We start from the raw sequence: 20,198 nt of genomic DNA, 5'->3' as shown, positions 1-20,198 counted from the left end.
CGGGAGCGGCGGCGATGATGGATTACTTCGCCGGTACCGGCGCCAGGACTTCGTGCTCGCCGGTGGTGCGCTCGGCTGCCTTGTGCACCATCGTGTAGGCGTAGTCGACGCCCATGCCGTACGCGCCCGAGTGCTCTTTGACGATCGCCATGACGGCGTCGTAGGTCTCGCGGTGCGCCCAGTCGCGCTGCCATTCCAGCATCACCTGCTGCCAGGTGACCGGCACCACGCCGGCCTGGATCATGCGCTGCATGGCGTAGTCGTGCGCTTCTTTCGAGGTGCCGCCCGATGCATCGGCCACCATGTAGATTTCGTAGTCGCCTTCGGCCATGGCGCACAGCGCGAAGCTGTTGTTGCACACTTCCGTCCACAGGCCGGCGACGACGACTTTTTTACGGCCGTTCGCTTTCAGGGCGTCGCGCACTTTCTGGTCGTCCCAGGAATTCATCGAGCTGCGCTCGAGGATTTTCTGGCCAGGGAAGACGTCCAGCAGTTCCGGATAGGTGTGGCCCGAGAACGCCTGCGTTTCGACGGTGGTGATCACGGTCGGGATGTCGAAGGCCTTGGCGGCCTTGGCCAGCGCCACCGTGTTGTTCTTGAGGACCTGGCGGTCGATCGACTGCACGCCGAAGGCCATCTGCGGCTGGTGGTCGATGAAAATCAGTTGCGAGTTTTGCGGGGTCAGGACGTCGAGTTTCGGATTCATGTAATGCACTCCTTGGGTTGAAAAATGGGGCCGGTCAGAACGCGAAGCAGCTGCAGCCGAGCGCGCCCCAGAAGCCGGTGTGGCTGGTGACCGGGATGGTCGACTTGCGCGCGATGCCGTGCGCGTGGCCATGCACGCCGCACGAGCCGGCGCACAGGTGCGGCAGGGCGCTGCGCTGTGCCGCCGGCCGGTAATGGCCGCCGTAGGCGTTCACGGGCGACCAGTCGGGCAGGGCCGGAATCGGGGCCGGGGCCAGCGGCGCAAAGTCGCCCGCGCCGTACACCACTTTGCCGCCGACCACGGTGAGCACCGATTCGAGCGCCTTGATGTCGTCTTCCGCCACGCTGAAAAAGTCGCCCGACAGCACCGCGAGGTCGGCCAGCTGGCCGGCCTTGATGCGGCCCTTCTGGTGCTGTTCGCTGGAGAACCAGGCGCTGCCCGAGGTCCACAGTTCGAGCGCGGTGGCGCGCGGCATCTGCTGGTCGGCGCCGTACAGGCGCAGGCCGCCGACGGTGCGGCCGGACACCAGCCAGTACAGCGCGGTCCACGGGTTGTAGCTGGCCACGCGGGTGGCGTCGGTGCCGGCGCCGACCGGCACGCCCGCTTCCAGCATGCGCGCGATCGGCGGCGTGTGGCGGGCCGCTTCGGCGCCGTAGCGCTCGACGAAGTATTCGCCCTGGAAGGCCATGCGGTGCTGGATGGCGATGCCGCCGCCGAGCGCGCGCACGCGGTCGATATTGCGCGGGGTGATGGTTTCGGCGTGGTCGAACATCCAGCGCAGGCCGTCGAAGGCAATCTCGCGGTTGACCTTTTCGAACACGTCGAGCATGCGCGAAATCGATTCGTCGTAGGTGGCGTGCAGGCGGAACGGCCAGCGCTGTTCGACCAGGTGGCGCACGACTTTTTCGAGTTCGTCTTCCATGCCGGCGGCCAGTTCGGGACGCGGTTCGAGGAAGTCTTCGAAGTCGGCCGCCGAGAACACCAGCATCTCGCCGGCGCCGTTGTGGCGGTAGTAGTCGCTGCCCTCGCCCGGCTTGATCATCTTGCTCCAGGCCTGGAAGTCCTGCAGTTCGGCGCCCTTGTTCTGGGTGAACAGGTTGTAGGCGATGCGCACGCTGAGCTGGCCGTCGCGCGCGAGCCGGTCGACGATGGCGTAATCGTCGGGGAAGTTCTGGAAGCCGCCGCCGGCGTCGATCACGCTGGTCACGCCCAGCCGATTGAGTTCGCGCATGAACTGGCGCGTCGAGTTGACCTGGTGCTCGAGCGGCAGCGCCGGGCCTTTGGCCAGGGTGGCGTACAGGATCATCGCGTTGGGACGGGCGATCAGCATGCCGGTCGGGTTGCCGGCGGCGTCGCGCACGATCTCGCCGCCGGGCGGGTTGGGGGTGTCGCGCGTGTAGCCGACCGCCCGCAGCGCGGCGCCGTTGAGCAGGGCGCGGTCGTACAGGTGCAGCACGAAGACCGGGGTGTCGGGCGCGGCGGCGTTGAGTTCCTCGATGGTCGGCATGCGCTTTTCGGCGAACTGGAATTCGGTCCAGCCGCCCACCACGCGTACCCACTGCGGCGACGGCGTGCGCATCGCCTGTTCGCGCAGCATGCGCATGGCGTCGGCCAGCGAGGGCACGCCTTCCCAGCGCAACTCCAGGTTGTAGTTCAGGCCGCCGCGAATGAGGTGCATGTGCGAGTCGTTCAGGCCCGGGATGACGGTGCGTCCGGCCAGGTCGACGACCTCGGTGGCGGGGCCGCGATGGCGCATCACGGCCTCAAGGCCGCCCACTTCCAGGAAGCGCTCGCCATCGATGGCGACCGCGCTGGCGACCGGATTGGCACGGTCGGTGGTATGGAAACGGCCGTTGATGAGGATCAGGGAGGCGCTCATGCGGCGTCCTTGTCCTTGGCATGCAGGCCGGTGATTCTGGGAGCGCATTCGGCGCTGAACCAGGCGATGCTCAAGGGCTCGCCGGCGATGACGCGCTTGGCGATGGGGACCATCTGTTCGCCGATCAGCATTCCCAGCAGGCCCAGCAGCGCGACGGCGGGCGGCGCGGGCGAACGCACATTGATCAGCGCGTAGATGATCCCTACCAGCACGCCGGCTCCGATCGACATCAGATACATTGCTCACTCCTCAAGTGTCGCAGGGCCGGATAGCGGTCCTGTCGCATTGAGTATGGAAGGCGGGGCGCGGGAGGGATAGAATCAGGATGCTGTTTTTGCCATGTCGTGCGCACCGCCACCCCACCGTCGTTCCAGCGCAGGCGGGAACGACGGTGGGAGATTGCGCCACTATTTTTGGCTGAACAAGGGGCCCTGGTCCATCCTCGACGCTAACCAGTCCTTCCTGCCCGCCACCTGCGCCGGCATCACCATCCCTGCCAGGAAGCCGGAAGGCGCCAATTTCTATCCCGAAGGCGCGGGCAAGGAATCGCTGGAAGCGTGGATCAACGCGCTCGCCCCGAAGGACAAGGAGCAGGCGCAGTGGTTCTTCACCACCATCAGGAATGGCGCGCAGGGCACATTCAGGACGCTCGCCTGCGCCGAGGAGCACGATGAACTGTTCGGCTACAAGGCGGCGTTCGGAGCATATGTCAATATCGGCGACGAGAAGCAAACCCGCAAGCTCGATTTCTTCAGCACGCGCGGTGCCGAACGATATCCGTCCCGCGTTCGGCACGGCGGCCAGCCTGAGCCGCGCCAGGTAAGGCTTGGGCGCATGGCGCAAACGCCAATCATGCCCTTGTGTACAGACAGGAAAACCACGCTTCGCGCGGTTTTCCACCAATAAATCCGAACATCCGCTCGCTTTCGGCCGGCGGCGCTCGTGCGGCGGTGGGCGCATGCTAGAGTAAATAAATGTTGCCACATGGCACTTTTATAACTTTCGCGAGCGAACATGAATACTTCTGGAATGAGCATCGGACGGCGCCTGGCAGCCGGTTTTGGCGGCGTGTTTTTGCTGATCGTGCTGTTGTCGGCGATGGCGATTTCGCGCGTGGGCGGCATCGAAGCGAGCCTGAATCAGATTAACAAGGTCAATAACGTCAAGCAGCGCTACGCGATCAATTTCCGTGGCAGCGTGCACGACCGCGCCATCGCCCTACGCGACGTGGTGCTGGCGGCCGATGCCGCCGCCGCCCGGCCGCACCTGGACCTGATCAAGCAGCTGGCCGACAATTACGCGCGCTCGGCCGCGCCGCTCGATGCGCTGGTCGACAATCCCAACGCGACGAGCGAGGAAAAAGCCGCGCTGGCCGGCATCAAGGATAGCGAAAGCAAGACCATGCCGCTGATCGCCACGGTGATCGCGCTGCGCCTGGAAGACAAGCTGCCCGAAGCCAACGCCCTGCTGGCGCAGCAGGCGGCTCCGGCTTTCGTGGGCTGGCTGGCCAGCATCAACCGCCTGATCGACCTGGAAGAAAAAATGACCGGCGTGCAGGCCGACAATGCCACCCACCTGGCCAGTTCCTTCCTGCTGTGGATGACGGTGCTGTGCGCGATTGCCGTCGCGGTCGGTTCGGTGGCGGCCTGGTACATCAGCCGCGGCCTGCTGCGCCAGCTCGGCGGCCAGCCCGATTACGCGGCGCATGTGGTGTCGAGCATTGCGGCCGGCAACCTGGCGGTCGAGATCGAGACCGTCGATGGCGACCGCAGCAGCCTGCTGTTCGCCATGAAAGGCATGCGCGACAGCCTGGTCGGAATCGTGGCCCAGGTGCGCGCCGGCACGGCCACCATCACCACCGCCTCGTCGGAAATCGCGGCCGGCAACCAGGACCTGTCGGCGCGGACCGAAAGCCAGGCCGGCACGCTGGAAGAAACCGCCTCGTCCATGGAAGAGCTGACCGGCACCGTGCGCCAGAATGCCGATAACGCGCGCCAGGCGAATGCGCTGGCGCTGTCGGCGTCGGAAGTGGCGGTCAAGGGCGGCGCGGTGGTGGCGCAGGTGGTCGATACGATGGCGTCGATCAACGAATCGTCGAAGAAGATCGTCGATATCATCGGCGTGATCGACAGCATTGCCTTCCAGACCAATATCCTGGCGCTGAACGCGGCGGTGGAAGCGGCCCGTGCCGGCGAGCAGGGCCGTGGCTTCGCGGTGGTGGCCTCGGAAGTGCGCAACCTGGCGCAGCGCTCGGCGGCGGCGGCGCAAGAGATCAAGTCCCTGATCGGCAATTCGGTCGAGCGGGTCGACGCCGGTGCGCGCCTGGTGGACCAGGCCGGCAGCACGATGCAGGAAATCGTGTCCAGCGTGAAACGGGTGACCGACATCATGGCCGAAATCAGCCTGGCCAGCCAGGAACAGACGGCCGGCATCGAGCAGGTCAACCAGGCGATCGGACAGATGGACCAGGCGACCCAGCAGAACGCCGCGCTGGTCGAGCAGGCTGCGGCGGCGGCCTCGTCGCTCAATGAGGAGGCGGCCTCGCTGACCGCCGTGGTGGGGGTATTCGTGCTGGCCGAGGGGGCGCTGCGCCTTGCAGCGCCGGCGCGTCCGGTAGCGCGTGCGCCGGCGCGTGCGGCGGCGGCGCCGAAGGGCAGGGCGGTCGCGCGCGTTCCGGCCAGGCCGAAAGGCAAGGTTGCCAGTGAAAACACGGTTGCCGACGAGTGGGAAACGTTCTGATTGTTTGCGCCAGCGCTAACTTGACAGGGCGCTATGTTGAGGATTTTCCACAAGGAAAGATATTTCTCCCCAAGCGTTCCAGAGGTCTATATTATTGCTCTTAGGCACTTATAGACCTCTTGAGGAAACGCCATGTTCAAGTCCTTTTTGACCGCACTGCTCGCCGGTATCGCCCTGATTCCCGCTGCTGCCACCGCTGGCGCAGCCCTGACCGAGCTGGAAACGCGCTGGCTGAACGCCGCCGCGCCCGTGTTGGCGTATTCACAACGTATCAACTTGCCAATTGATATCATCGTGCAACCGAAAGCCCGTCCCGGCGATGTGCCGCTGGCGATGGGCTTTGTCGACGGCCGCTGCAAGCTGGTGCTGTCGATGCGCGGCAATCCCGATGCCGAAACCATTCTCCAGACCGTGCCGCAAGCCGAGCGCGCGCTGCTGATCGAAACCATGGCGGCCCACGAAATCGGCCATTGCTGGCGTTATGTGCAGGGCGTGTGGCACGCCTTGCCGGCCGGCTTCGTCGAAACCGGCGAGGAACAGGCGCAGGACACGGGCATGCTGGCCGCATCGAAAGCCATGCGCGAGATGCGCCGCGAAGAAGGCTTTGCCGACCTGGTGGCGCTGTCCTGGGTGCAGCGCCAGCATCCGGCCGAATATGGCCGCGTGTACGCCTGGCTGTCGTCCCTGCGCGACGCCGTGCCGGCCGAGCGCAGCGGCCACGATACCCGCACTTGGGTGCGCCTGGCGAAAAACGCCGACGGCTTCGGCCGTGGCGCCTCCCCGTTCGACGATGCCGTGACGCTGTGGCAAACCGGCTTGCTGAACGATGAATAAGGGCTGCGCAGCCGTCCTGCTGGCGCTGGCCGCCTCGGCCGCCTCGGCCGCCTCCGCCGCCTCCGCCGCCTCCGCCGCCACTCCGGCCAGCGAAGCGCAGTGGATCGCCGCCGCCACCGAAGCGGTGGCCTGGGGCCGCGCGCAAGGCATGCCGATCGCACTCGAGATCGTCGACGGCAACGGTTTGCCGGGCCATACCCCGATCGGGCTGGCCAGCGAGAACGGGCGCTGCACCCTCATCGTGTCGGCCAGCAATAACCCGACCGCCGACAAGCTCAGCGCGATGATCGTTCCCGAGCTGCTCGACACCTTTCTGGCCGGCGCGGCCATGCATGAAGTGGGCCATTGCCACCGCCGCCTGAACGGTTATCCGCACAACGAAAAACTGTTGCCGGTGGTGTCCTGGATCGGCCCCGTGCGCGACTGGTTCGCGCGCCGCGTGCGCACCGAGGAAGCCTACGCCGACATGACCGCCGTGGCCTGGGTGGCGCGCTTCCATCCCGAGCGCTACACTGCCCTGGTCAATGAAATGTTGCGGGTGCGCACACGTTTCCGCGAACCCAAGCACGACACCGTCGCCTTGCTGGAGCAAGCCCTGGCGGATGGTCCGCATCATGCAGACGAGAATCTTTTTGCCCAGGCCGATGCGCGATTAAACCGAGTTCGATAGTCCTTTTGTGTCCGTATGTACGTTGTCGCACAGATGTTGCGTGTGCTTAGGATGTTAAATCCGTCTACCAACAACCATACATTCAAAGGGACCTCATCATGAAACCTATCGTCGCCACCTTGCTTGCCACCGCCCTCAGCGCCGCTTTCGCCAGCGCCTATGCCGCCGACACCAAGACCGATACCGCGACCTACCGCACGATGACCCAACAAGCCGACGCCGACTACAAGGTGGCCAAGGCGCAGTGCAAGGACATGAGCGGGAATGCGCGCAACCTGTGCATGGAAGAAGCCAAGGTGGTGCACGCGCGCGCCGAACTGGCCGCCCTGACCGAATACAACAACACACCCAAAGGCCGCACCAAGGCCCGCACCGAGCTGGCCAATGCCGATTACGCGCTGGCCAAAGTGAAATGCGCCGACACCAGCGGCGCCGAAAAAGACAGCTGCATGAGCAATGCGCGCGCGGTCCACACCGCGGCACTGGCCGACGTCAAGGCCGACCGCAACATGCAGGTCGCCAGCACCGGCACTACCGATACCATGAGCCCGGTCACCCGCACCACCACGAGCGATGCCACCAAATCGGCCGCCGTGGACAAATGCGCCCAGGTAGCGGGCAGCCCGAACACCGGCTGCCTGGTCGATAACAACAACCGCACCGCCGCCACCACCGCCGGCGCCGTTGCCAACCGCACCGAGATGGCAGTCGACAGCGCCGGCCAGCGCACCGCCAACGCGGTCGACACCGCCGCCGATAAGACCCGCGCCGCCGCCGGCGCCGTCGCTGCCAAGACCGAACGCGTGATCGATACCCTGGCCGACAAGACCGAGCGCGCCGCCGACACCATGGCGCCTAAAATGGACCGTGCCGCCGAAAAGACCGGCGCCGTCGTGGCCGACTCCGTGATCACCACCAAGGTCAAAGCCGACATCTTCAAGGAGCCGGAACTGAAATCGATGGCGATCCACGTCGAAACCGAAAAAGGCGTGGTCATGCTGAGCGGCTTCGTCGATTCCAAGGCCGATGCCGAGAAAGCCGTGCGCCTGGCCAAGAGCGTCGACGGCGTCACCTCGGTCAAGAGCGCCATCAAGGTGAAATAAGCCGGCCTCTGAAGTCAGTCCTGCGATACCCGGCCGGGCCGCGCGCAGCGGACCGGCCTGAGGAAAACAGCGGCCCCATGCGGTGCGAGGATGCGATTGTGTTGCATTGCTGCACCGTGTGGGGCTTTGTCGCTGCAATCCATGGCGTCGGCCCTTCCCCACTGTATAATTTTCCTGTGAACAGACTAGAAGCCTTTGGATATATTGCCGCGCAGGCCGCACGCGGGGAAATCACCCTCCCCACCAGCGTGAACGCCGCCTTGCGCCTGCAACTTGCACTCGACGATCCCGATTGTCATATTGAAGACGCCATCAAGCTGGTGCTGGGCGAGCCGCAACTGGCCGCGCGCACCGTCGCGCTGGCCAACTCGGCCGCTTTCAACCGGAATGGCGATACCCCGATCACGAATGTGCGCGCGGCCGTCATGCGGGTGGGCTACCGCAGCCTGCAGACCCTGGTCGCCAGCCTCGTGGTGCGCCAGTTCGGCAGCCGCATCGTCGACCCGGTGCTGCGCGCCAAGGCCGAGCAGCTGTGGGAACACACGGCCCACGTGGCGGCGCTGGCCCAGGTGCTGGCGCGGCGGGTGACCTTCGTCAATCCCGACACCGCCATGTTCGCCGCCATCGTGCACGAAGTGGGCGGGTTTTACCTGCTCTCGCGCGCCGATGAATTTCCGGGTTTGCTCGACGACGATCCCGAAAAATGGGCGGAGTTGTGCGAGGAAGTGGTCAGCCGCGAAGTGCTGAAAAAGCTCGCCATTCCCGACACCGTCACCCAGGCCATCCTGGCCCTGCGCGACGGCTGGCTCACCATGCCGCCAAGCACCTTGCTCGATACCCTGCTGCTGGCGAACCAGTTCGCGCCGGTCGCATCGCCGCTCGGCGTGGCGGAGGCGCCGCTGCCCGATCACGCCGATTCGGTGCTCGACTTCGTCATCGACAACGATACCCTGCAAGCCATCCTCGACGAGTCGGCCGACGAAGTCAAATCGATGAGCGCCGCGCTGCTGGTCTAAGGTCCCGATGACATCGTCGGAACTAAAGCGCGTACCGCGCTTCTAACCCCTGGCAAGGCGGGACATCCGTCCCATGCCGGGGGGGAACATGAAACGCATCGAGCATGCATGGTTTGCTGTCGGCGGTCGCAGTGGCGGCCCGCTGGCCGCGCTGCGCCGGCTCGCCGCGTGCGCCGCCTTCCTCTTTCTCCTGCTGTGGACGCCGTCCGCCGCCGCGCTGGCGCCGGTGACCTTGCTGACGGTCGACGGCGCCATCGGCCCGGCCAGCGCCGACTACCTGGCACGCGGCATCGCGCGCGCGGCGCGCGCCGGCCACCAGCTGGTGATCGTCCAACTCGATACCCCGGGCGGACTCGACACGTCGATGCGCACGGCGGTCAAGGCCATCCTGGGAGCGCCGGTGCCGGTGGCGGTCTACGTGGCGCCCTCGGGCGCGCGCGCGGCCAGCGCCGGCACCTTCCTCCTGATGGCCAGCCACATCGCCGCCATGGCGCCCGGCACCAACCTGGGCGCGGCCACGCCGGTGCAGCTGGGCGGGCCCGGGGGCGGCGATGACGCCTTGCCCGGCGCGGCGCCTGAATGGGGTGAAGCGCGGCGCGGCGGGCCGGGCAGGGATCCGCCGGCCGCACGGTCCGGCTCGCCGTTGGCGCGCAAGCAGGTCAACGATGCCGCCGCCTACATCCGCTCGCTGGCCGACCTGCGCGGGCGTAATCCGGACTGGGCCGAGCGCTCGGTGCGCGACGGCCTCAGCCTGCCCGCCGCCGAGGCGCTGAACGCGCGCGTGATCGAGCACGTGGCGGGCGACGTGGCGGCCTTGCTGGCGCAGGTCGACGGCAGGCGGATCGCCTTGCGCGAGGGGACGCCGGCCTTGCGCACGCGCGGGGCGCCGCTGCACGCCGCCGCGCCGGATTGGCGCACCCGGCTGCTGGCGGTGCTCTCCGAACCGTCGGTCGCCCTGATACTGATGAGTATCGGCATCTACGGCCTGCTGTTCGAATTCATGAGCCCCGGTGCGGTCGCGCCCGGCGTGGTGGGCGCCCTGTGCCTGCTGCTGGGCCTGTACGGCCTGCACATGCTGCCCCTGAACTATGCGGGACTCGGCCTGATCCTGCTGGGCCTGGCGTTCATGGTGGGGGAGGCATTCTTGCCCAGTTTCGGCGTGCTGGGGCTGGGCGGCATTGCCGCCTTCGTGGCGGGCGCGCTGATCCTGGTCGACACCGATGTGCCCGGCTACGGCGTGCCGGCCGGCGTGGTGGTGCCGCTGGCCGTGGCGAGCGCGCTGCTGGTCGCGGGCATGGGCGCGGTGGCGCTCAGGACGCGCCGGCGCGCGCCGGCGGGCGGGCCGAACGCGCTGGTCGGCAGCCCGGCCGAGATTATCCGCAGCGAGGGGCGCGAGGCCTGGGCCAACGTCAATGGCGAAACCTGGCGCGTGCGAAGCCCTGTCGCGCTGCTGCCCGGACAGGCTGTGCGGGTGCTGGCACGCGAGGGGGCGCGGCTCGATGTGCTTCCCGCCGAGCCCGGAGGCGGCCCCGCGCCGCGCGATCGGAACAGGCAAGGAGAATAAGCATGGACGATGAAGTCGGGTTCGGTTTTGCGACGCTGGTGTTGTTGATATTGCTGGCGCTGGTGCTGCTGGCGATGTCCGTGCGCATCTTGCGCGAGTACGAGCGCGGCGTGGTGTTCCAGCTGGGGCGCTTCTGGGCGGTCAAGGGGCCGGGACTGATCCTGCTCATTCCCGTGCTGCAGCAAATGGTGCGGGTCGACCTGCGCACCATCGTGCTCGACGTGCCCAAGCAGGATGTCATTTCGCGCGACAATGTCTCGGTCAAGGTCAATGCCGTGCTGTACTTCCGCGTGATCGATCCCGAGCGCGCCATCATCCAGGTCGCCAATTTCATGGAAGCGACCAGCCAGCTGGCGCAGACCACGCTGCGCTCGGTGCTGGGCAAGCATGAGCTCGACGACATGCTGGCCGAGCGCGAACGGCTCAATATCGATATCCAGCAAGTGCTCGACGCCCAGACCGACGCCTGGGGCATCAAGGTGGCCAACGTCGAAATCAAGCACGTCGACCTGGACGAATCGATGGTGCGCGCGATCGCGCGCCAGGCGGAGGCGGAACGCGAGCGGCGCGCCAAGGTCATCCATGCCGAAGGCGAATTGCAGGCCTCGGAAAAGCTGATGCAGGCGGCCAATGTGCTGGCGCAACAGCAGGGCGCGATGCAGCTGCGCTACCTGCAAACCCTGGGTACCCTGGCCAGCGACAAGAGCACGACGATCGTGTTCCCGCTGCCGCTCGACATGCTGGGCGGCATGATCGAGCGCGCGCGCGACAAACCGGCCTGAGGCGTTCGCGCGCGCCGCCGCCCGCGCCGCCGTTGCTGCCGCGTGTGCAGCGCCAGCCGCTCAGCCAGGGCGGCGAAGCCATTGCCAGGCCAGGCCGATCCATTCGTGGGTGGCGTAGTGGGAGCGGAACATGCCGCTCCAGCTCGGCACGAACATCAGCGGCGAGAGCGTGCTGCGCGAATAGAACATGGTCGGCGCCGGCACCACCTCCAGTCCGGCGTCGGCAAAGGCGCGCACGGCGCGCGGCATGTGCATGGCGTGCGTGACCAGCAGCACGCGGCGCACCCCGGCGGCCTTGAGGATGGCGGCGCTGCAGGTGGCGTTCTGGGCGGTGTCGGCCGAGCGCTCTTCGGTCCAGGCGACCGGGGTGCGGAAATCCTCGCGCAGGGCGCGCGCCATGGTGCTGGCCTTGGACGCAATGCCCTTGTCCGGCTCGGCATTGCCGCCGCTGACCAGCAGCGGCAGATTGGTGGCGTGCTGCAGATGTGCGGCGTAGCGCAGGCGCAACAGGGCGACGTCGTCGGGCACGTCGGCGCCGCCATATTCGGGCGCCGCGTGCACGTTGCCGGCCGCCAGCACCACGATGGCTTGCGCGCCGCTGGCGCGGGCCTCGGCCAGCGGGGCGGTAAGGCGTTCGAGCGGGCGCACCAGCAGCAGCGAGCCGGCGTTGGTCGACAGCACCAGCAGGGCGGCCAGTCCCAGCCGGCCGAGGGCGCGCCCGCAACGCGGCCAGCGCCGCCGCAGCGCGGTGCCGGCCACGATCAGCACGATCAGGCTCATCGGTGGCATGAGCAGCACGCGCACCAGGATGTCGATCATGGCCGCCTGCGCATCGGAAGGTGTGTCACGGCCGCCGCTGCGTCACAGCGATGTCCAGGCCTGGCGCAGGCCGAGCCCATGCACGATGCCGACGCCCAGGCAGATGGCCGAGCTCCAGTACCAGAAGGCGGTGCTGCGGCCCGGCATCATGATCATCATCGGCACCAGGGCCAGCCCGCGCAATACATACACGGCGGTGATGGCGCACAGGATGGCGCGCATCCACGGCAGGCGCGGCAGCACGCCGGCGCCCGCCAGCGCGTACGCGGCCCAGACCAGCAGCACGGCGCTGATGGCGGCGGTGACCATGGCCGGATACGAGGAACCGGAGGCGGCCATTTGCGCCATCGGCTCGCCAGCGCCGAGGGCGCGGTACCAGTTGGGTCCGCCGATAATGCAGGCGACATGGACGGCGGCCGCCGTGGCGCTGAGAGCGGCGGCGATCAGGAGGAAGTGGAAGGAAGGCTGGGTCATGGATGGCAAGCGTGCAGGTTGTCGCGAAGCGCGAACGCAATGATCGCTGTGTGCGCCAGGAAATTGGCTTTCAGCGTAAAGTCATTATAAGATTAACAAAATGCATTGTGGAGCAGAACATGAAATGGGAAGGTAATCGCGAAAGCGACAACGTGGAAGATGTGCGCGGTTCCGGCGGCGGCGGCGGCGGTTTCGGCTTCGGCGGACGCTCGATCGGGATCGGTTCGATCGTCATTGCGCTGGTCGGCGGCTGGATTTTCGGGGTCAACCCGATGACCATCCTGAGCATCATGAGCGGCGGCGGCGGGCCGGCGCCGGTGCAGCAGCAACAAACCCAGGCGCCGGCAAACGACCGCGACTCGAAGTTCGTGCGCGTGGTGCTGGCCGATACCGAAGATGTCTGGACCAAGCTGTTCCGCGAGCAGGGCGGCACCTACCAGAAACCGGCGCTCCGTTTATATACCGGCCGGACCCAGACCGCCTGCGGCGCCGGCAGCAGCGCGACCGGGCCTTTCTATTGCCCGGCCGATAGCAAGGTATACCTGGACATGAGTTTTTTCCAGCTGATGGAAGAGCGCTTCAAGGTCGAGGGCGAGTTTGCCCAGGCATACGTGATTGCCCACGAAATCGGCCACCACGTGCAGCACGCGATGGGCCTGACCGACAAGGTCGACCAGGTGCGCCAGCGCGGCACCGAAAAACAGGCGAACGCGATGTCGGTGCGGCTGGAATTGCAGGCCGACTGTTTCGCCGGGGTCTGGGCCTTCCACGCCAACCAGTCGCGCGCCATCCTGGAACAGGGCGACGTCGATGCTGCGCTGAAAGCGGCGAGCGCCATCGGCGACGACGCCTTGCAGCGCCAGTCGCAAGGCCATGTGGTGCCGGATTCGTTTACCCACGGCACTTCGGAACAGCGTGCGCGCTGGTTCAAGCGCGGCCTCGAGACCGGCAAGGTCGACACCTGCGATACCTTCGCCGCGCGCCAGCTGTAAGCGGGTTCAGGCGTTGCTGAGGGCTTCGGCACCCGCCATCAGCGACTCGACCGCGCGCTCGAACACGGGCGCGTGTTCCACCGTGCGCAGGGTTTCATCCTGCATCGCCGCCAGCAGGGCGTCGCGCGTGAAGGTGGCGGGCGCGGCCTGGCCCTTGACCGAGAACAGGTACAGGCTGCCGCGCGGGCTCACCCCGCTCAGGCGTGCCGGCACGTAGCGGCCGTCGAGGGCGATTTCGAAACCGGCCCCCGGCAGCGCCATGCCCAGCCATTCCTGTTCGTCGTCGGCGCGCGCCGCGCCCTTGCCCGGATCGGTGTACAGGTCGGCACGGATGCCGCGCTGGGCCAGTGCCGCTTCCAGCTGCTCGTGGCCGATGCTGACCGCGTCGCTCCCCGCAGCGCCGCCGCCGTCGAAGGCGGCGAAGTGCGCGCGTAACTGCGCCAGCGTGAGCGGCCGGCGCGAGGGCGGCTGGCGCTGGCCCAGCACATCCATATGCACGATCACCAGCCGGTCGAGCGCAGCCTTGGCCGCCTCGTCGCCCATGCCGGCCGCGGCCAGGCCTTCGCGCACCCGTTTGACCATGCCGGGCAGCATGCTGACCATGACAGCGCGGTCTTCCAGCGTGGTTTTTTCCTGCGAGGTCCAGACCAGCTCGGCCAGCATCGGCAGGCCGGCGGCGCCCTCGCTGGCCGGATGCGCCAGTACCCGGCTCCAGATATCGGTAAGAAAATTGCCGATGCGCGGATCGCAATCGAGTGCGTCGAGCAAGGACACCAGGGCGGCCGCGGTATCGCGGTGGCGCGCACTGGCCGCTTCGACCGTGCCGAGGGTATCGATGCAGCGCGCCAGGCCCAGGTCGCTGCGCGGCAACAGTGCCGACACGAACTGGTCGAGCTGGCGCTGGCCCTCGGCAAAGGCGCTCATGTCCGTGTCAAAACCCTGCAGCACCTGGTCCAGGACCGAGGCGATTTGCTGTTCCAGTGCGGGATAGCAAGCCATTTCCGGCGTGATGCCGGTGGCTACCGTGCCGATCCGGTCGAGCAGGCGGCGCGCCGGATGCTGGGCGTCGTGCAGCATCGACGGCTCCTGCATGGCGGCGCGCAGGAAGGGCACGTGCAGGCGGCCGAGCTGGCCGCGCACGCTTTCCGGCAATTGCTCGTCGTGCACGATGGACTCGAACAGCAGGCTGACCAGGTCGATGGTGACCCGCTCCGGCTCGCTGCTGGCGGCATCGGCCAGCTGGGCGCGCAGATCGAGCGGGGCGGTCGCCGCGCGGCTTGCGCCGCCTGGCTGGGCCGTATGGGCCTGCTGCAATTGTTTTAATTGCGCTTCCAGGGTGCCGCACCTGGGCCTCGCCTCGCCTGCCATGGCCGGGGCGTGCTCATGGCGGGGCGGGCGCGGCACTTTCGGCTGGTTGAAGACATTCCAGACCATGTCCTGCAAATCCGGCTTGCCGTGCTGGACCAGCGCGCTGCCGTGGGCCAGCGGCGCCTGGCGCTGCTGTTGCATCAGGCGTTGTAATTCCGGGATCATGCGGGCTTGCTTGGGCTGGGGCGGCAGCGTGGCCGATTGTGCCGCCTGCGCAACAGCGCGCCCGCGGCCGGGGCCCTTGGAAATGAGCTGTTCCGCCGCTTTTTGCCAGGCCAGCCGGTCGCGCTGGGCCCGGGTGAGCGCGGTCGGGCGCGCGCTGAGCTTGGTGGAAATGCCGCGCGATTCGAACACTTCTTCTATTGCAACGTAGTATCCTTGCAGGCAACGCACCATGGCTGCCGAGAGGGTGTCGAACAAGACTTTCGACTGCGCCTCGTCCATGACGCACTGGCGAAGGGCTTCGTGCAGCGAACGCGCCAGCAGATACGGACGGAAGGGGTTTTCGCGCTCGCGCACGTCGCCGTCGCCATGCAACTGCGCAATCATCAGGTTCAGGCGCCCCAGGCTCGGCTGGTCGGCATCGCGCAGGCGCATGACCAGGCGGTCGATTTCGATTTGCCGCGTTACAACATCGTCTTCGATCAGGGTCAGGTTGTCGGCGCTGATCTCGTCGATGCTGGCGCGGGTGTCCATGTACATGGTGTCCATGGCGCGTTCGAGGTAGCCGGCAAAATGATGTTCCATGCGTTCCTGCAATAAACTCGCGTGCTGGCGCAGGTTGTAGCGGGCATTCGTCAACAGGCGCTCGTCGGGCCCGCCCTTGCCTTGCAGGGCCTTGTCCAGGGCGGCGCCGGCCTCGGCAATGGTTTTGCCGGCGAGGACGCGAAAACCCGACAGTGCAGGTTGTTTCGCAAGCTGGAACACTCTTTTTGGTATTTGCATGGCGGTTTTTGTGCTCAAATGGATGAGCGCATGTTGAAGGCTGAAAGCAATGATAGCGCATTAAAGCAACATTGTTGGCTTGAATGCACTGTTCAGTTGCATTTATTTAATTGAGATGTATAAAATACAATATTTGTTCGCGACCTCTTGCAGTGCGTGTTGGCGAACCGACCACATGTAAGATCAACTTCCGTCTCCCCAGAATGAAAATTTTCGCTGAACTCGATGATGCGGTCCTGAACAGAACTGTTCCGGCCAGTAACGATCCGATTGCCGTCGCCACGGCCCTGGCGGCCCCGGTGCGCCCCTTGCGCGTGATCGGGCGCGGCGATACGCTCACCGCGCAAAAGGTGGAAGTCGGGATTATTCTGCAATCGATGCTGGGGACGGTGGGGGCGGCCGAATATCTGGCGGACAATGCGGTCCACATCAGCGTGTCCTTGCGGGTGCTGACCAAGCCAAACTTGCGGCGCAGCAATCACGACGAGTTCGGCATTCCTACCGATCTCGACGGCTAAGAAAGCGTTGTTTTCCGGTGATCTGCGCGCGCTGCGCGATCGCCCTGTCCCCGTTCACGGCCCGCTTGCCGGCCGGTCGCGCGCCGCGCCGGTGCCGGCGTACAAATAACTTCCTGTTACTCCCGCTTCACCAGGGCAGGACGGCGAAGTAGTCCACCAAAAAATCCAGCAGGGCGCGCACCGACGGCGACAATTGCCGGCGCGATGGGTAGATGGCGTAAATCGTCAGCGCCGGCATGGTCCATTCGGGCAAGACCTGCTGCAAGGCGCCGCTGGCGAGCATCGGATTGACCAGGTAGGTCGGCAGCATGGCGATGCCGCCGCCGGCCAGCGTCGACGCCAGCAGCGCGGTGGCGTCGTTCGCGCTGAAATAGCTGAGCACGCCCACCTGCGTCGTGACGCCGTCGCGCGCGAAGGACCAGAGGCTGCGCCCCACGTTGGCATGGCTGAGGCAGCGATGGCTTGCCAGCGCGGGCGGCGCGGCCGGCGCGCCATGCGCGGCCAGGTAGGCCGGCGCGGCTACCAGCGCGGAGTCGCACTGCGCCAGCGGGCGCGCGATGAGCAGGGGCGAGGGCGCGCTGCTGATGCGGATCGCCAGGTCGATGCGCGCGTCGACCAGGTTGAGCGCGCCTTCGTTCAAGTTCAGGTCGATATGCAGGCGCGGATGGCGCGCAAGAAACACCGTGAGCGCCTGCGCCAGCTGCGCGTGTCCGAACGACATGCTGCAGGTGATGCGCAACTGTCCGCGCAATTCGCCGCCGCTGGCCGTTTCTTCTTCCATATGCTCGCTCAGCGACAGCATCTGCTGGCTGCGCCGCAGGCAATTTTCTCCCGCGTCGGTGAGGGTCACGCGGCGCGTCGTGCGCTGCAGCAAGCGCGTGCCCAGCCAGGTTTCCATTTCCGCGACGTAGCGCGTGACCATCGCCCGCGACATGTCGAGCTTGTTCGCGCTGGCGCTGAAGCTGCCGCTGGTGGCGACCTCGACGAAGACGCGCATTGCCGTGATTCGATCCATTTGTCCGATCCATGAAACAGTGATGTGCAGTTTAACCCGTTTATTGGTGCGAACGATGTCACTACACTGGCCGCTTCCTTACAACATCTTTATTGGAGTCACCATGTTCCGCACCACCGCCATCGCCGCCGCCCTGACCCTGGTCTTCACCAACGCGCTGGCCGCGCCCGCCCTGCAAACGAAGGTCTACAACGCCGACAGCAACAGTTTTCACGTCAATTCGACACTCATCTACGGCGCGACCGAAGCGCTGGTGATCGACGCCGGCTTTACCCGCGCCGATGCGCTGCGTATCGCCGCCAACGTGCTCGACAGCGGCAAGCAGCTCAAGACCATCCTGGTCAGCCAGGCCGATCCGGATTACTACTTCGGCGTGGAAACGCTCAAGCAGATCTTTCCCAAGGCGCAGGTGGTCGCCACGCCGCAAGTGGTCGAAAAAATCAAGGAAAAAATGGCTGCCAAGGTGGCGTTCTGGACCCCCAGGATGGGCGCGAACGCCCCGAGCGCGCCCAGCCTGCCGGCCGCGCTGAGCAATATGACCCTCACGGTGGACGGCCAGGCGGTCGAAGTGCGCGCTACCCAAGGCGTGCTGGCCCATCGTCCCTACGTGTGGATTCCATCGATCAGGACCGTGACCGGCACCATCGGCGTGTTCGGCAACTTGCACCTGTGGATGGCGGATGCGCCGACGGCGGCCCAGCGCAGTGCGTGGAGCGCCCAGCTCGCCGAGATGGCCGCACTGAAACCGGCCGTGGTGATTCCCGGGCATATGAAAGCGGGCACGCCACTCGACGCGAGCAGCATCGCCTACACCCAGGCTTACCTCCAGCGCTACGAGACAACGCTGGCCGCCACGGCCAACAGCGCCGAGCTGATCGCGCGCATGAAGCGCGCCTATCCCGACGCCCAGCTGGACATGGCGCTCGATATCGGCGCCAAGGTCAGCAAGGGCGAGATGACGTGGTAAGCCGGTCGTCGCGTCGCGTATCGTGACGCTTGCCGGCGATGCCGGTCCATGATGGATCGGCACATCGTCAGAATGATGTCATTAATGGAATTAATCACTTAGAATGCGATTCCGCATGCTTCGATGCCGCCTGCCCACGATGGCGCAGGCCGGTACCGGCACTGCTGTCCTCCCGGTTGTCATTGATGCTCCCGCGCTCGCGGCGTGGGAGTCCAGATTCACACATACGAGAAGAGGTTCAAGTGGAAGGTTTTATTGACGGACTCAATGGCATCATCTGGAGCAAGGGCCTGATTTATCTGTGCCTCGGCGCCGGCTTGTTTTACTCGATCCAGACCCGCTTTGCCCAGGTCAGGCATGTCAGGGAGATGTTGCGCCTGCTGTTCAAACGCAAGAACGCCGATGCCGGCATCTCTTCCTTCCAGGCGCTGGCGGTGTCGCTGTCCGGCCGGGTCGGCGTGGGCAACATTGCCGGCGTCGCCGCCGCCATCGGTTTCGGCGGCCCCGGTGCGGTGTTCTGGATGTGGGTCGTCGCTTTCCTGGGCGCGAGCACGGCCTATGCCGAGTCGACCCTGGGCCAGCTGTATAAAGTGGAGGAGGACGGGCAGTATCGCGGCGGGTCGGCTTATTTCTTCGAGCGTTGCCTGGGCTGGCGCTGGCTGGGCATCGCCTTTGCCATTTCCGCCGTGGTCGCCTGCGGCATCTTCCTGCCCGGTGTGCAAGCCAATGCCGTGGGCAATGCGGTCACGCAGATTTTCGGCGATGGCACCATGGTCGATACGGTGCTGGGCCGGGTGGGCACCCACAAGCTGCTCGGCTTGGGCGCCATTCTGGCCTTGCTGGGCGTAATTATTTTTGGCGGCATCAAGCGGATTGCGCAATTTGCCGAATTCGTCGTCCCGTTCATGGCGCTGGGCTACATCATCCTGGCCCTGATCGTTGTCGTGATCAATATCGACAAACTGCCTGGCGTCTTCAGCCTGATTTTTTCCGATGCCTTCAACGCCCAGGCCGGTTTTGGCGCTGCCATCGGCTGGGGCGTCAAGCGCGGTGTGTACTCCAACGAAGCGGGGCAGGGCACGGGAACCCATGCGGCTGCGGCGGCGGAAACCGAACATCCGGCCCAGCAGGGACTGGTACAGGCGTTTTCGATTTACGTCGATACCTTGCTGGTGTGCACCGCGACCGCGCTGATGATCCTCATTACCAACCAGTACAATGTGCAAGGCACCCTGCCCGCCGGCCAGTTCATCGTGCAAAACCTGCCGGCCGCCACCGAAATCGGCTCCGCGGCATTCACCCAGATGGCCTTGCAGAGTACCTTCGGCGGCTTCGGTCCGGTCTTCGTCGGCGTGGCCCTGTTCTTCTTCGCCTTCACGACCATTATTGCTTACTACTATATTGCGGAAACCAATATCGCCTACCTCAACCGCTTCTTCAAGCGCGGCCTGCCATTGGTCGTCGTCAAGCTGGTGATCATGGCGATGGTCGCTTACGGCACCATCAACAGCGCCGGCTATATCTGGAATCTGGGCGACATTGGGGTCGGCATCATGGCGTGGATTAACATCATCGGCATCCTGATTATCTTCTTCATGGCCAAACCGACCATGCTGTGCCTGCGCGATTACGAAGCCCAGTTAAAGGCGGGCGGCCCGATCACCTTCGATCCCATCAAGCTTGGCATCAAGAATGCCAGTTTCTGGGAGAAGCGGGCGGCGGCGAAGAAATAGACATGCGCACGGCCAGCCCCGGGCGATCGGGGCTGGCCCGCTATGCCTGCGCCATGGCGAGTTTGCCTTCTTCC

19 protein-coding genes are annotated in these 20,198 nt (G+C 65.8%); 12 read left to right on the top strand and 7 right to left on the bottom strand.

All coding sequences use genetic code 11. The annotated features are described in order from the left end of the window. Positions 1–22: 22 nt before the first annotated feature. Genes EJB06_RS18420 through EJB06_RS18410 form a run of 3 tightly spaced genes read right to left on the bottom strand, consistent with a single transcriptional unit; the run spans position 23 to position 2,824 of the window. Positions 23–706: a hydrolase gene (locus tag EJB06_RS18420; protein WP_126075470.1), complete on the bottom strand. Its 684-nt coding sequence runs from the start codon at positions 704–706 to the stop codon at positions 23–25. Between the two features lie 34 nt (positions 707–740). Next, positions 741–2,585, bottom strand: coding sequence for an amidohydrolase (locus EJB06_RS18415; protein ID WP_126075469.1), 1,845 nt, complete (start codon positions 2,583–2,585; stop codon positions 741–743). Then, positions 2,582–2,824 carry a DUF1427 family protein gene (locus tag EJB06_RS18410; protein WP_126075468.1) on the bottom strand — a complete coding sequence of 81 codons (243 nt, stop codon included), beginning with the start codon at positions 2,822–2,824 and terminating at the stop codon, positions 2,582–2,584. Before EJB06_RS18410 ends, EJB06_RS18415 begins: the two co-directional genes overlap by 4 nt. Before the next feature lie 160 nt (positions 2,825–2,984). On the opposite strand from EJB06_RS18410, the gene EJB06_RS18405 reads away from it, so the two are divergent. The 8 genes from EJB06_RS18405 to EJB06_RS18370 all read left to right on the top strand — a co-directional run bounded on the left by EJB06_RS18405 (position 2,985) and on the right by EJB06_RS18370 (position 11,293). Continuing rightward, positions 2,985–3,491, top strand: coding sequence for a hypothetical protein (locus tag EJB06_RS18405; protein WP_229427148.1), 507 nt, complete (start codon positions 2,985–2,987; stop codon positions 3,489–3,491). Positions 3,492–3,599: 108 nt separating this feature from the next. Then, positions 3,600–5,324, top strand: a complete 1,725-nt coding sequence (locus EJB06_RS18400) for a methyl-accepting chemotaxis protein (protein WP_126075467.1) — start codon at positions 3,600–3,602, stop codon at positions 5,322–5,324. Positions 5,325–5,456: 132 nt separating this feature from the next. Then, complete coding sequence (locus EJB06_RS18395; protein WP_126075466.1) at positions 5,457–6,158, top strand: hypothetical protein; 702 nt, start codon at positions 5,457–5,459, stop codon at positions 6,156–6,158. Beyond that, on the top strand, positions 6,151–6,828 hold the full coding sequence (locus tag EJB06_RS31935) for a hypothetical protein (RefSeq protein WP_164557960.1): 678 nt from the start codon (positions 6,151–6,153) through the stop codon (positions 6,826–6,828). The genes EJB06_RS18395 and EJB06_RS31935 overlap by 8 nt, the downstream gene beginning before the upstream one ends. A 98-nt stretch (positions 6,829–6,926) precedes the next feature. Further along, positions 6,927–7,931, top strand: a complete 1,005-nt coding sequence (locus tag EJB06_RS32575) for a BON domain-containing protein (protein ID WP_229427147.1) — start codon at positions 6,927–6,929, stop codon at positions 7,929–7,931. 176 nt (positions 7,932–8,107) lie between these two features. Continuing rightward, complete coding sequence (locus tag EJB06_RS18380; protein WP_229427146.1) at positions 8,108–8,947, top strand: HDOD domain-containing protein; 840 nt, start codon at positions 8,108–8,110, stop codon at positions 8,945–8,947. 88 nt (positions 8,948–9,035) lie between these two features. Then, positions 9,036–10,511 (top strand): NfeD family protein, encoded by a 1,476-nt coding sequence (locus EJB06_RS18375; protein ID WP_126075464.1) that lies wholly within the window; start codon positions 9,036–9,038, stop codon positions 10,509–10,511. Between the two features lie 2 nt (positions 10,512–10,513). Continuing rightward, positions 10,514–11,293 carry a slipin family protein gene (locus EJB06_RS18370; RefSeq protein WP_126075463.1) on the top strand — a complete coding sequence of 260 codons (780 nt, stop codon included), beginning with the start codon at positions 10,514–10,516 and terminating at the stop codon, positions 11,291–11,293. Between the two features lie 60 nt (positions 11,294–11,353). Here the strand turns inward: EJB06_RS18370 and EJB06_RS18365 are convergent, their stop codons facing one another. Together EJB06_RS18365 and EJB06_RS18360 are read right to left on the bottom strand one after the other, a co-directional pair. Beyond that, the gene (locus EJB06_RS18365) at positions 11,354–12,112 is read right to left on the bottom strand and encodes a YdcF family protein (RefSeq protein WP_126075462.1); all 759 of its coding nucleotides are present in this window, start codon (positions 12,110–12,112) and stop codon (positions 11,354–11,356) included. Positions 12,113–12,154: 42 nt separating this feature from the next. After that, on the bottom strand, positions 12,155–12,586 hold the full coding sequence (locus tag EJB06_RS18360; RefSeq protein ID WP_126075461.1) for a hypothetical protein: 432 nt from the start codon (positions 12,584–12,586) through the stop codon (positions 12,155–12,157). 119 nt (positions 12,587–12,705) lie between these two features. On the opposite strand from EJB06_RS18360, the gene ypfJ reads away from it, so the two are divergent. Continuing rightward, a complete protein-coding gene (gene ypfJ / locus EJB06_RS18355) occupies positions 12,706–13,578 on the top strand; it encodes a KPN_02809 family neutral zinc metallopeptidase (RefSeq protein WP_126075460.1) in 873 nt (290 codons plus the stop codon). Between the two features lie 6 nt (positions 13,579–13,584). On the opposite strand, the gene EJB06_RS18350 is transcribed toward ypfJ, so the two are convergent. Further along, positions 13,585–15,891: a DUF1631 family protein gene (locus EJB06_RS18350; protein ID WP_126075459.1), complete on the bottom strand. Its 2,307-nt coding sequence runs from the start codon at positions 15,889–15,891 to the stop codon at positions 13,585–13,587. A 203-nt stretch (positions 15,892–16,094) separates the two neighbouring features. Here EJB06_RS18350 and EJB06_RS18345 point away from each other — a divergent pair, with 203 nt between their 5' ends. Then, on the top strand, positions 16,095–16,409 hold the full coding sequence (locus EJB06_RS18345; RefSeq protein WP_126075458.1) for a hypothetical protein: 315 nt from the start codon (positions 16,095–16,097) through the stop codon (positions 16,407–16,409). Between the two features lie 127 nt (positions 16,410–16,536). On the opposite strand, the gene EJB06_RS18340 is transcribed toward EJB06_RS18345, so the two are convergent. Then, positions 16,537–17,424 (bottom strand): LysR family transcriptional regulator, encoded by an 888-nt coding sequence (locus EJB06_RS18340; RefSeq protein WP_126075457.1) that lies wholly within the window; start codon positions 17,422–17,424, stop codon positions 16,537–16,539. Positions 17,425–17,527: 103 nt separating this feature from the next. Between EJB06_RS18340 and EJB06_RS18335 the strand changes: the two genes are divergently transcribed. Both EJB06_RS18335 and EJB06_RS18330 read left to right on the top strand, forming a co-directional pair. Then, positions 17,528–18,391: an MBL fold metallo-hydrolase gene (locus EJB06_RS18335; protein WP_126075456.1), complete on the top strand. Its 864-nt coding sequence runs from the start codon at positions 17,528–17,530 to the stop codon at positions 18,389–18,391. Positions 18,392–18,429: 38 nt separating this feature from the next. Continuing rightward, complete coding sequence (locus EJB06_RS18330; RefSeq protein WP_229427156.1) at positions 18,430–20,124, top strand: alanine/glycine:cation symporter family protein; 1,695 nt, start codon at positions 18,430–18,432, stop codon at positions 20,122–20,124. Positions 20,125–20,198 lie beyond the last annotated feature (74 nt).

Source organism: Massilia atriviolacea, from assembly GCF_003953935.1.
Taxonomy (GTDB): domain Bacteria; phylum Pseudomonadota; class Gammaproteobacteria; order Burkholderiales; family Burkholderiaceae_D; genus Telluria_A; species Telluria_A atriviolacea.
Note: the sequence above shows the minus strand (reverse complement) of the source record. Positions and strands in the feature narration are given on the sequence as shown.